This window comes from Lysinibacillus sp. G1-3 (assembly GCF_056322905.1).
In genome coordinates this window covers 1-12,350 of record NZ_JBWHYQ010000023.1, presented here as the reverse complement: position 1 = coordinate 12,350, position 12,350 = coordinate 1, and the positions used below count along the sequence as shown (strand labels likewise).

Below are 12,350 nucleotides of genomic sequence, written 5' to 3'. Positions count from 1 at the left end.
TTAACAAAAGTCATACACAACTTTTGGTGATGAACCAATTTTTATCGTGTTTGCCACGAATATGTCTTGCTATTATTGATAGAGTAGAGTTAGGCTGTATTGTTCCAGAGGACCTAACTCCTCACCACTGAATTACTTTAATAATTGCTGTAAAGCTTTTGTATATAGTCCATGCTCTTCTTTATGAATAGCCATTTCTGTTGCCTCACGGTCACCTTCAATGACTTGAACTGCCGCTTGTGCAATAATAGGCCCTGTATCCATACCTTCATCTACAAAATGGACTGTTACCCCAGTTATCTTGACTCCATGTTCCATCGCTTGACCAATGGCATCTTTACCTGGGAAGGCCGGTAATAGTGAAGGATGAATATTCACAATGCGCTGTGGGTAGGCAGTTAGCAATACTTCACTAATTAAGCGCATATAACCTGCAAGCACAATCCATTCTACATGACGTTCGTTAAGAGCCTCGATAATAGCAGTTTCGTAATCTGCTTTTGATGAATACTCTTTCGGACTTAAAGCTAGCACTGGAATACTATAGTTTTCAGCACGTGTCACTACAAATGCGCTAGGCTTGTCTGTCACAACAAGTTCAATCTTTGCATGTAGTTCGCCACGTTCAATGGCCTCTTGAATAGCTTGAAAGTTACTGCCGCTACCTGATGCAAAAACGGCAATTTTAGTCGGTGCGGTCATTACGCTAAACTCCCATCATGTGAGCCATTGAATACAACACCTTCGCCTTTCACAACGCGACCAATTTTGTATACTTTTTCACCATTTTCCTCTACTGTAGCAAGGACTTTATCTACTTCAGCTGAAGGTACAGCTAACACGAAGCCAATGCCCATGTTAAAGACATTATATAAATCCTTGTCCTCTAACTGTCCTTTTTCTTTTAAAAACTCAAAAATACGTAAGACTGGCCAAGAACCTAAGTCAATTTCAGTTGCTAAACCTTCTGGCATCATACGTGGTAGGTTTTCATAAAAGCCACCGCCCGTTACATGGGCACAGCCATGAACGTCTGCTGCTTTTAAAGCAGCAAGTACAGGTTTCGCATATAATTTTGTCGGCACTAACAAGGCTTCCCCGATAGGACCGAGATCCTCGTAGCCTTCCACAATCGAATCAACAGCGTACTGATTATCTGCAAAGACAATTTTTCGCACTAATGAGTAACCGTTTGAATGCACCCCACTTGAAGCAATACCAACAAGCACGTCACCCTCTACGATGTTCTCACCTGTTACGATGGCTGATTTTTCACAAGCTCCTACTGCAAAACCAGCTAAATCATACTCATCTTCTTCGTAAAGACCTGGCATCTCTGCAGTTTCTCCACCGATTAATGCTGCGCCAGATTGCACACAGCCATCTGCAACGCCTTTTACAATTTGCTCAATTTTCGCTGGCTCTGCCTTGCCAAGGGCTACATAATCTAAAAAGTACAATGGTTCTGCACCTTGCGCTACGATATCATTGACACACATCGCTACACAGTCCACACCAATTGTGTCGTGCTTGTCCACCATAAACGCTAGCTTTAGCTTTGTCCCAACACCATCTGTACCTGAAATAAGAACAGGTTCCTTAAGATTTAGTTCTGACAAGTCAAACATACCACCAAAACCACCGAACGTGCCCATCACACCTAGACGGTTTGTACGTTCAACGTGAGACTTCATTCGTTTTACAGCTTCGTAGCCTGCTTCAATATTTACACCTGCTTGTTCATATGCTTTTGACACGCAGAGTTCCTCCTTATCATCCAAATCTAGATCTGTCATCATGGCTAGATGTATTTAGATGTTTTTCTTAACGTAATAGTTCTTTTTCATGCGGTAAGATTGTATCTGGGAAAATTTCTGTTGGATATTTACCTGTAAAGCATGCTAGGCATAATCCTCGGTTTTCATCTTCATAAGGTCTTGCAATCGTCTCCACCATGCCCTCAACGGAAAGGAATGTTAGTGAATCGGCTCCGATAGTTTCACGGATTGCATCTACATTGTGGCTAGAGGCAATCAATTCTTCATGTGTTGAAGTATCGATGCCATAATAGCAAGGATCCGTCATCGGTGGCGAAGAAATCACAACATGAACTTCTGCTGCCCCTGCATCTTTTAACATTTTTACAATACGTCGTGAAGTTGTACCTCGAACAATCGAATCGTCCACCATCACTACTCGTTTACCTTTTACAACTTGAACAACTGGAGAAAGCTTCATTTTCACACCACGTTCACGTAATTCCTGTGTCGGTTGGATAAATGTACGGCCTACATAACGATTTTTAATAAGACCTAGTTCATACGGAATTCCACTTTCCTCTGCAAAGCCGATTGCTGCTGAAATACTTGAATCAGGAACACCTGTAACAACATCAGCTTCAATATGTGCACATTCACGAGCAAGCTGTTTTCCCATACGTTTACGAGCCATGTGGACGTTAATACCATCAATATCAGAATCAGGACGCGCTAAATATACGTACTCCATCGCGCACATTGCACGTTTATCCATCTCTACAAAACGATCAGATTTTACACCTTCATCGTTAATAATTAATAACTCACCAGGTTCAACAGAGCGAACAAATTCTGCACCTATTAAATCAAATGCACAAGTTTCAGAGGCTACAACCCAACCATCTCCTAGCTTCCCAAGAGATAATGGACGTAAACCATGTGGATCACGTGCGACAAGCATTTCATCTTTAGTCATAATTAAGAACGAGTAAGCACCCTTCAATAATGAAAGGGCATTTTTCACCTTTGCACGGAATGGTGAAAGCGAGCTTTTCTTAATAAGATGCCCAAGCACTTCAGTATCGGAGCTAGAATGAAAAATACTCCCTTGGCGCTCTAAATACTGTTTTAAGTGTGTTGCATTGACTAAATTACCGTTATGAGCAATTGAAAGGCTACCAGTTGACGAGTGGAATAATAACGGCTGTACATTTTCAATACCGCCACCTCCAGCAGTCGTATAACGGACATGGGCAATTGCTGCTTTTCCGTCCACTGCCTTTAATTTGTCCTCGTTGAAAACATCATTAACTAGTCCTTCGCCTTTCACCGCGCGAAGATGCTGACCGTCAGAAACGACGATTCCAGCGCCTTCTTGGCCACGATGTTGAAGAGCATGAAGCCCGTAATAACTAAGGTGTGCTGGATTCGGGTTACCCCAAATACCAAACACCCCACATTCTTCGTTTAAGCCTCTGAGTTCAGCAAGCATGGGATTGCTCCTTTCCAATTAGAACGGAATTCCTCCACTGTACCTTCTACAAGCACACCGTTGTCACCGTTGATTTTAACAAGCACATCGTTTGTTACGACACCGATTTTCTTTGCGTCTTTTACAATTTCTACAAATGCAGATGCATTTTCTTCTTTCACTGTTACAACGAAACGAGATTGTGTTTCACTGAATAATGCTGTTGTAGCAGAGCCTGTTAATGTCACATCAAGACCTAAGTCATTAGCGCCAAATGTTGTTTCAGCTAGCGCCACCGCAAGACCACCTTCTGCTACATCATGTGCAGATTGTACGATTCCTGCTTTAATTGCTTTAAGTAATGCTTGTTGACGTGCAGCTTCAATCTGTAGGTTAATCGCTGGTGCTTTCCCTGAAATAACCCCATTATTGAATAACTTTTGAAGCTCCGAACCACCGAATTCAGTTTTTGTATCGCCGATCACAAATACTACATCACCAGCAGCTTTTACTTCTTGAGTTGTTACATGTGCTAAATCTTCAATTAGTCCAACCATACCGATTGTTGGTGTTGGGTAAACCGCTTCACCAGAACGTTCGTTATAAAGAGACACGTTACCACCGATTACTGGTGAATTCAGTGCTGTACAAGCCGCTGAAATACCATCAGCTGATTTTTCAATTTGCCAGAAGATTTCTGGTTTCTCAGGATTGCCGAAGTTCAAGCAGTCAGTAATCGCTAATGGCGTACCACCAGTTGCTACGATATTACGAGCTGCCTCAGCTACTGCAATGGCACCGCCTACTTCTGGATCTAGGAAAATATAACGAGAGTTACAGTCTGTAGTCATCGCTAATCCTTTGTTCGTACCGCGCACACGGATAACGGCTGCATCAGAACCTGGAGCAACGACTGTTGATGTACGAACTTGATAATCATATTGATCATAAACCCACTCTTTTGAAGCAACTGTTGGTGCTTTTAAAAGTGCATTTAATGTTTCTTTGTAATCTGTTACCGCTGGTTCTGTGTTTTCCATCGCTTGGAACTCTGCATAGTAAGCAGGCTCTGCAGATGGCTTATGATAAACTGGTGCATCTTCTGCAAGTGCATCAGCAGGTACTTCCGCTACAACTTCACCATTATGTAAAAGGCGAAGCATTTTATCATCAGTCACGCGACCAATTGCCACAGCATCTAAATCATATTTATCGAAAATCGCTTTAATTTCATCTTCGCGGCCTTTTTTCACAACAAGTAGCATACGCTCCTGAGATTCAGATAGCATCATTTCATATGCTGTCATACCTGTTTCACGTTGAGGTACTAAGTCTAAGTTCATTTCTACACCAGAGCCAGCCTTAGAAGCCATTTCTGCTGATGAAGAAGTAAGACCAGCAGCACCCATGTCTTGAATACCTACTAGAGCGTCAGATTTTACAACTTCTAAACATGCTTCAAGTAAAAGTTTCTCCATAAATGGATCTCCTACTTGTACTGCAGGACGTTGGTTCTCAGATTCTTCAGTTAACTCCTCAGAGGCAAATGTTGCACCATGGATACCGTCACGACCTGTTTTCGCACCAACATACATGACTGTATTCCCTACACCAGCTGCGATTCCACGTTGAATATCTTTGTGGTCAATTAAACCTACACACATTGCATTAACTAATGGATTGCCTTCATAGCAAGGATCGAATTGAATCTCGCCACCTACTGTAGGAATTCCGATACAGTTACCGTAACCTGCGATACCAGCAACAACTTCTTCGAATAAATATTTACCACGCGCTGACTTTAATTCGCCAAAGCGTAGTGAGTTCAGCATAGCAATTGGACGTGCACCCATTGAGAAAACGTCACGGATAATACCACCAACACCTGTGGCAGCACCTTGATAAGGCTCGATTGCTGAAGGATGGTTATGCGATTCCATTTTAAATACAACTGCTTGTTCATCACCAATGTCTACGATACCAGCACCTTCACCTGGACCTTGTAAAACTTGTGGACCCTTCGTAGGGAATTTACGTAACACTGGTTTTGAATTTTTGTATGAGCAGTGCTCAGACCACATTACTGAGAAAAGACCTGTCTCTGTCCAGTTTGGTAGACGTCCTAAAATACCTTCTACCATTGCAAATTCTTCGTCTGACATTCCCATACCAGCATATAGCTTTTGTTCTTTAATCTGCTGTGCTGTTGGCTCAAACTTAGTTGTTGACATGATTTTCCCTCCACTGCTTCACAATTGATTTAAATACTGCTAGACCGTCTGCTCCGCCCACCAGTGCATCAACAGCTCGCTCTGGGTGAGGCATCATACCTAGGACATTGCCGCGCTCGTTTATAATCCCAGCGATATCTTCTAAAGAACCGTTTGGATTTTCGCCTGAGTACGTAAACACGATTTGATTGTTATCTTTTAATGCTTGTAAAGTCTCCTCGTCACAGTAGTAGTTACCTTCACCATGTGCAATTGGAATATTAATTACTTGACCTTGCTCATATTGGTTTGTGAATAATGTATTATTGTTTTCAACTTTAAGCTGAATTGTGCGGCACATGAATTTCAAATTTTTGTTTCGAAGTAATGCACCTGGTAATAAACCTGCTTCAGTTAGGATTTGGAATCCATTACATACTCCTAATACCGGCTTACCAGCATCTGCTGCCTTTTTGACCTCTGCCATAATATTAGATTGATTGGCCATCGCACCACAGCGAAGGTAATCTCCATAAGAGAAGCCTCCCGGTACTAAAATACCATCAAAGCCGCTTAAATCAGTTGCTGTATGCCATACATATTCTACTTCTTCACCTAGCTCGTCTTTAATCGCATGATACATATCAATATCACAGTTTGACCCAGGGAACACGAGTACTGCGAATTTCATGATTAGTTAGCCTCCTCGACTTCGTAACGGTAGTCTTCGATCACAACGTTAGTTAAAACCTTTTCACACATTTCTTTTACTAGAGTATCAATATCACGTTCTGTATCTTTAATTGCTAGTTCAAGATATTTACCAATACGTAAATCTTCTACTTCAGCGTAACCCATTTTCACTAAAGAACCTTGTACAGCTGAACCTTGTGGATCAAGAATGCTCTCACGTAATGTTACGTAAATTTTAACTTTTTTCATTGTTATTTGCCTCCGAGTCTAGAAAGTATAATAGTATAAACTTCAGTTAAATTACCAAGGTCTCTACGAAAGACATCTTTGTCTAACTTTTGCTTTGTAGTTGCATCCCATAGTCTGCATGTATCTGGTGATATTTCATCTGCCAGCAGTACATTTCCATCATTGTCACGTCCAAACTCTAATTTAAAGTCAATTAGTGTAACATTGACATCTGCAAATATAGGTTGCATAACTTCGTTAACTGCAAGTGCTCCATCATAAATGGCTGTCACTTCCTCAGGTGTTGCAAGATCAAGTACGTCAATATGCTCCGTCGTAATGAGCGGATCGCCTAGTTCGTCGTCTTTATAATAAAACTCAACGATTGGGCGTTTTAATGGTGTGCCTTCCTCCAAACCGAGACGTTTCGCTAAGCTACCTGCTGCTATATTGCGAACTACGACCTCTATTGGAATAATATCTACCTTTTTTACAAGCTGCTGCGTATCAGATAATTGTTTTACGAAATGTGACGCAATTCCGTTAGCTTGCAATTTTTCGAAAATTAGAGAGGTAATGCGATTATTTAATACGCCTTTACCTTCAATTTCTTCTTTTTTCTCACCATTAAATGCTGTTGCACTATTCTTGTATTCAACGAGTAACACATCTGGCTCCTCTGTTGTATACAATTTTTTTGCTTTACCTTCATACAAAAGTTGACCTGTAGTCATTTCGTTACTCCCCCTGATATTATGAAATACACGCGTATTGTTCAGAATTGAATCGCACGTATACGATTCAATCCTGTAACATCCGCTAGTGGCTTACTCTATCAATTTCGCCTTGGCGTAATTGCGTCCGGATTTTGAATTGTGCTGGCACTATTCATTCCTTTCAAAATCCGTGACATCCGCCGGAGGCTTTAGGCCAACAAATGTTTTCTGTGCGAAAGCGCAGTGCTAACGTAGCGTCAGCAACATGATGTTGGTCACTCAGTCGTTGCCACAGGACGTGGCGTTTTTAGACTGAGTTCTTCTATTTCAGTAAGTGTTTGGTTACCTACTGAAATAGAAGATCATTAGTTAAGTCCAAGACGCTCAAAAATCATATCTACATGCTGTAAATGGTAGTTGTAGTCGAAGCACTCATCTAGCTCTTCTTTCGTTAAATACGATGTAATTTTTTCACTTGCATCGACTAACGTACGGAACTGAACTTGCTCATCCCACGCCTGCATCGCTAAAGGTTGTACTGTATCATACGCTTCCTCACGCACTAACCCTTTATCGATAAGTGCTAATAAGATGCGTTGAGAGTAAATTAGACCAAAAGTGCGACCCATATTACGTTTCATGTTTTCAGGGAATACTGTTAAGTTTTTCACAATGTTACCGAAGCGATTTAACATATAGTTAAGTGTAATTGTTGCATCCGGTAAAATAATACGCTCTGCAGATGAATGTGAAATATCACGCTCATGCCATAATGCTACGTTTTCATAAGCCGTTAGCATATAGCCACGCATTAAACGTGACATACCAACCATGTTTTCAGATCCGATTGGATTACGTTTATGAGGCATCGCTGACGAGCCTTTTTGTCCTTTTGCAAATCCTTCCTCAACTTCACGTGTTTCAGATTTTTGCAAGCCGCGAATCTCTGTTGCAAATTTCTCTATTGATGTTGCGATTAATGCCAACGCCCCAAAATACTGTGCATGGCGATCACGTTGTAATGTTTGTGTTGAAATAGGTGATGCTGCAAGTCCTAATTTATCGCATACATATTGCTCAACTCGAGGATCGATATTGGCATATGTTCCAACTGCACCAGACATTTTTCCTGTTTCAATTACTTTTGCTGCTGCTTCAAAGCGTTCTAAGTTACGCTTCATTTCTTCATACCATAAAGCTAATTTTAAACCGAAAGTTGTTGGCTCAGCATGAACACCGTGTGTACGTCCCATCATGACCGTATGCTTATACTCTTTCGCTTTCGCTGCGATAATGTCAATGAAATTCATGATGTCTTTACGTAAAATATCATTCGCTTGTTTAATTAAAAAAGAAAGGGCTGTATCAACTACGTCCGTTGAAGTTAAACCATAGTGCACCCATTTTCGCTCTTCACCAAGTGTTTCAGATACGGCACGAGTGAATGCTACAACATCATGACGTGTTTCTTTTTCTATCTCTAAAATACGATCCACATCAAATGAAGCATTTTCACGGATTTTAGCTACATCTTCTTTTGGAATGTCGCCTAATTCTGCCCAAGCCTCACATGCTAAAATTTCAACCTCTAGCCAAGCTTGATATTTATTTTGTTCTGTCCAAATTGCGCCCATTTCGGGTCTTGTGTAACGTTCGATCATTGCGTTTCTCCTTCTATTCTGGCCAAATACCAGAACTCTCGATTTGTTGTAGTGTTTCTTCTAAATTTTTCGTCATAATCGTTACGTGGCCCATCTTACGGTTAACCTTAGCTTCAGCTTTCCCATAAAGATGTATAGACCATTCAGGATATTTAGCAATTGAGTTACTAAGTGGCATGACATGCTGCCCTAAAACATTTATCATAATTGATGGTGCCCATAGTTGTGGTTTACGTAATGGCCAACCACAAATAGCGCGTATATGCTGATGGAACTGTGAAACATTACATGCTTCTATTGAATAGTGACCTGAATTATGAGGTCTTGGTGCTAATTCATTAATAACAATTCCACCATCTTCTAATACAAACATTTCTACTGCTAATGTGCCCACTAAATTTAAGTAATCAGCAATTTTCAAAGCTTCGCGCTCTGCAACCTGTGCTGTTTCCTCTTTTATACGAGCTGGCACAATCGTTTCATGTAAAATATGATGAACATGAATATTTTCTCCAACTGGCTGACAATATGATTCACCATTACCGTTTCTTTGAACAATGACAGACACCTCTTTAACGAAAGGTACAAATCCCTCAACAATACATTGTGAATGAGTGAAAAGCCCCTTTGCTAACGTTAGGTCTTCTGCAGATCTTAAAAGCTGCTGCCCCTTGCCATCGTAACCACCTCTTGCTGTTTTGACTATACAAGGATAACTAATCCTATCGATATTGGCTAGTAATTCTTCATATGTATTTACAACCAAATAAGGGGCTACCGGACAACCTGCGTTCATAATCGCTTCTTTCTCAGTCACACGGTTTTGTGTAATGCGTACTAGCTCTGCTCCTTGTGGTACGTAAGCCATTTGTGTTAAACGTTTTAAGCCATCATAATCGATGTTTTCAAACTCATACGTTATAACGTCACTTACCTCAGCAAGTTCTTCTAAAGCTGCCTCATCATCATATGGTGCTACAATACGAACATCCGCAACCTGTCCACATGGTGAATCCATTAATGGTTCAAGAACAGCAACTTTAAAGCCGGCCTCTTTTGCAGCAAGTGCCATCATACGTCCAAGTTGCCCTCCTCCGATAATGCCTATCGTCTGCCCTGGATAAATTATCTTTGTCACACTAAGTCACCTGTGCTTTCCAGTACTTGTTGCTTCGTGGCTTCACGTCTAGTATCTAGTTTATTAGCAAGCTGTGCATCTGTTGTCGATAAAATTTGTGCTGCAAGCAAGCCTGCATTCGTCGCTCCTGCTTTGCCAATCGCTACTGTTGCTACAGGTACACCTCCAGGCATTTGAACGATTGATAATAGTGAATCAAGACCGTTAAGAGCCCGAGATTGCACAGGTACTCCGATTACCGGTAACGTTGTTTTAGCTGCTACCATTCCTGGTAAATGTGCAGCTCCACCTGCACCAGCGATAATTACTTGAATTCCTCGCTCACGTGCTGATTCTGCATACTCAAACATTAAGTCAGGAGTACGATGTGCAGACACTACCTTTTTCTCGTACGGTACTTGTAATTCATCTAAAATATCACATGCATGTTTCATTGTTTCCCAGTCACTTGAACTCCCCATAATGACACCGATTTTCGGATTCATGATTGTCGCTCCTTTTTAACGTTAGAAAAATGATCAAATATATAAAAGCTACTACAATTCTTTACTTTTTCTTTCTATAACAAAGAAAATCCTCAAATAAACTACTCCCTACCATACACGTGAAAGCAGCTTACTTGAGGACTTATTATAAAAGAATATGCAAATGTACATTTCTGTACACACACCCTTCCGTAACATGCCAAAAGTGCTTTCCCGCATAGTCCGGCATTTACGGTGCCGGGTAGAGACACTAGAGCCAATCCTCTAGCATATATGTGGGATTTATTTGTTTTTCCTTCTCACATTTTAACAAGTCATTCCACTATCGTCAATGCAAAAATGCGAACAATTTATTTTAGTCATTTATAAACGTTCGGATTTTAGTCAAAATCACTCGAAATCTTGGCAATTCATCGCTTTGAATTGTATTTTTTGACGTAAATATGTTGGTTCTCCATTGACTAAGTGAAAAATAGGTTCTTCTTTTCTTCCCACTGCCATATAGCCATCTTGACGCATTCTTTCCAAACAATCTTCAATTGACTCATTTTCTTCTACTTCATACCAAATTTGTTTTTTTCCCAAATCTTTCTTCCTTTCGATCTTGTATCCAATAATTTTTTCCTCTTATGAGTTTCATTATACCTTTAGTTTGCCCCATTAGTATGTTTGATTTGTTAATAAAATGCTCTCCACCCTAACGTTAGGTTGATTTCCATTCTGTTGGGCACTTTCCTGTGGGTTTCCGTTGAAGCGCTAGTGCCAGTAGTTTCGCGAAGCATCAGCAACGACCCGATGTTGGTCACGAAGGGCGTTCTCACAGGTTGTGATAGGTTTAACTTTCATTCCCTTTCTAGCTCTCTACAGGGACTCGTCTGTAACGCTATTTCGCAAGGAGTCGAACACTACCACTAATCGATAATGGTATACGTTAAACAAATGTCATTCTTAACTTTTGGTGATCTGTGCTTTACAGTTACTATTTCAAGGAAAATTAAAAGAACTGCCGAGACAGAATCTGCAGTTCTTTATTAAGGTTTTGAAATCCCATTACGTATACACATAAGAAAAGGAACAATAAAAAAATTAAGCACAATAAGAACTCTATAAATATCAGCTTTAAAGCTAAAAATTGCACTAATTATTCCCAGTACTCCTAAATATGTGTATAGATCTAAACAATAAAATTACATAATTTGCCAGTAAAACTCGCCCTATTTCATTGCTTTGAGCAATAAGTGATGGATATATTTTATATATTGAGGCGATGCACACTGTGAAGCTTCCGTCCGAAACGTCCTGGCGGACCACCTATGCGTATCTTCAAGCTTCTCAGCAAGTTGTACAGCGTTCTATCCGCCTACTCGTTAGATTCCTATCGGTTGCCTTTGTTTCTATAGACAGACACAATGAGTAGCTTCCTCCAGAAACACTACACAGACAGTCCGCAATGACAGTTTTCTCGTCAGGAGTGTCACTCCAGCATAGTCATTTCTCAACGTATAGTATACAACCTAATTCAATATGTGAAATTTTAACTTTAAATAATTTTATCTTCTTATAAAACAAAAAAGCCGAGGAATAAATCCTCGACTTTTTAAGGTGCCTAGCGACGTCCTACTCTCACAGGGGGAAGCCCCCAACTACCATCGGCGCTAAAGAGCTTAACTTCCGTGTTCGGTATGGGAACGGGTGTGACCTCTTTGCCATCATCACTAGACTATTGTCGACCTCCAATACACGGCGTATTACTGCGTCAGCTTCAGTCGTTCAGTCAGTCACGTACTTGAGTACGCTCCTTCCCTCTCTCCATCGCTTCCTCGAACTACTCGTATCTTGAAACCCTTGATGAAAGAATGAATTGTTCTTTCAAAACTGGATAAACGGTGCATTGAATGTTTCAAACATTTTGGTTAAGTCCTCGATCGATTAGTATTCGTCAGCTCCATGTGTCACCACACTTCCACCTCGAACCTATCTACCTCATCGTC

Annotated in this window: 11 protein-coding genes, 2 rRNA genes and 1 riboswitch; all 13 genes read right to left on the bottom strand. The window is 40.7% G+C overall.

Features of this window, described 5'->3' with window-relative positions:
• Positions 1-132: 132 nt before the first annotated feature.
• Entirely contained in the window at positions 133-702 is a 570-nt protein-coding gene (gene purN, locus ACVYAD_RS21180; protein WP_476427861.1) for a phosphoribosylglycinamide formyltransferase, read from the bottom strand.
• On the bottom strand, positions 702-1,757 hold the full coding sequence (gene purM, locus ACVYAD_RS21175) for a phosphoribosylformylglycinamidine cyclo-ligase (RefSeq protein ID WP_476427860.1): 1,056 nt from the start codon (positions 1,755-1,757) through the stop codon (positions 702-704). The genes purN and purM overlap by 1 nt, the downstream gene beginning before the upstream one ends.
• A gap of 67 nt (positions 1,758-1,824) precedes the next feature.
• On the bottom strand, positions 1,825-3,249 hold the full coding sequence (gene purF, locus ACVYAD_RS21170; protein ID WP_349661031.1) for an amidophosphoribosyltransferase: 1,425 nt from the start codon (positions 3,247-3,249) through the stop codon (positions 1,825-1,827).
• A complete protein-coding gene (gene purL, locus ACVYAD_RS21165) occupies positions 3,225-5,459 on the bottom strand; it encodes a phosphoribosylformylglycinamidine synthase subunit PurL (RefSeq protein ID WP_476427859.1) in 2,235 nt (744 codons plus the stop codon). Before purL ends, purF begins: the two co-directional genes overlap by 25 nt.
• Positions 5,446-6,129, bottom strand: coding sequence for a phosphoribosylformylglycinamidine synthase subunit PurQ (gene purQ / locus ACVYAD_RS21160; RefSeq protein WP_079562649.1), 684 nt, complete (start codon positions 6,127-6,129; stop codon positions 5,446-5,448). The genes purL and purQ overlap by 14 nt, the downstream gene beginning before the upstream one ends.
• 2 nt (positions 6,130-6,131) lie before the next feature.
• On the bottom strand, positions 6,132-6,380 hold the full coding sequence (gene purS, locus ACVYAD_RS21155) for a phosphoribosylformylglycinamidine synthase subunit PurS (protein ID WP_079562648.1): 249 nt from the start codon (positions 6,378-6,380) through the stop codon (positions 6,132-6,134).
• Positions 6,381-6,382: 2 nt separating this feature from the next.
• The gene (gene purC, locus ACVYAD_RS21150) at positions 6,383-7,093 is read right to left on the bottom strand and encodes a phosphoribosylaminoimidazolesuccinocarboxamide synthase (protein ID WP_349661029.1); all 711 of its coding nucleotides are present in this window, start codon (positions 7,091-7,093) and stop codon (positions 6,383-6,385) included.
• Between the two features lie 347 nt (positions 7,094-7,440).
• Positions 7,441-8,736, bottom strand: a complete 1,296-nt coding sequence (purB, locus tag ACVYAD_RS21145) for an adenylosuccinate lyase (RefSeq protein WP_476427858.1) — start codon at positions 8,734-8,736, stop codon at positions 7,441-7,443.
• 13 nt (positions 8,737-8,749) lie between these two features.
• Positions 8,750-9,874, bottom strand: coding sequence for a 5-(carboxyamino)imidazole ribonucleotide synthase (gene purK / locus ACVYAD_RS21140; RefSeq protein WP_476427857.1), 1,125 nt, complete (start codon positions 9,872-9,874; stop codon positions 8,750-8,752).
• Entirely contained in the window at positions 9,871-10,359 is a 489-nt protein-coding gene (gene purE, locus ACVYAD_RS21135) for a 5-(carboxyamino)imidazole ribonucleotide mutase (RefSeq protein WP_349661026.1), read from the bottom strand. Before purE ends, purK begins: the two co-directional genes overlap by 4 nt.
• Before the next feature lie 198 nt (positions 10,360-10,557).
• Positions 10,558-10,656, bottom strand: a riboswitch (purine riboswitch).
• A 93-nt stretch (positions 10,657-10,749) separates the two neighbouring features.
• Positions 10,750-10,944, bottom strand: coding sequence for an NETI motif-containing protein (locus ACVYAD_RS21130; protein ID WP_476427856.1), 195 nt, complete (start codon positions 10,942-10,944; stop codon positions 10,750-10,752).
• A 1,019-nt stretch (positions 10,945-11,963) separates the two neighbouring features.
• Positions 11,964-12,079: ribosomal RNA gene (rrf, locus tag ACVYAD_RS21125) — 5S ribosomal RNA — on the bottom strand.
• 189 nt (positions 12,080-12,268) lie between these two features.
• A 23S ribosomal RNA gene (locus tag ACVYAD_RS21120) occupies positions 12,269-12,350 on the bottom strand; the annotation flags it as partial.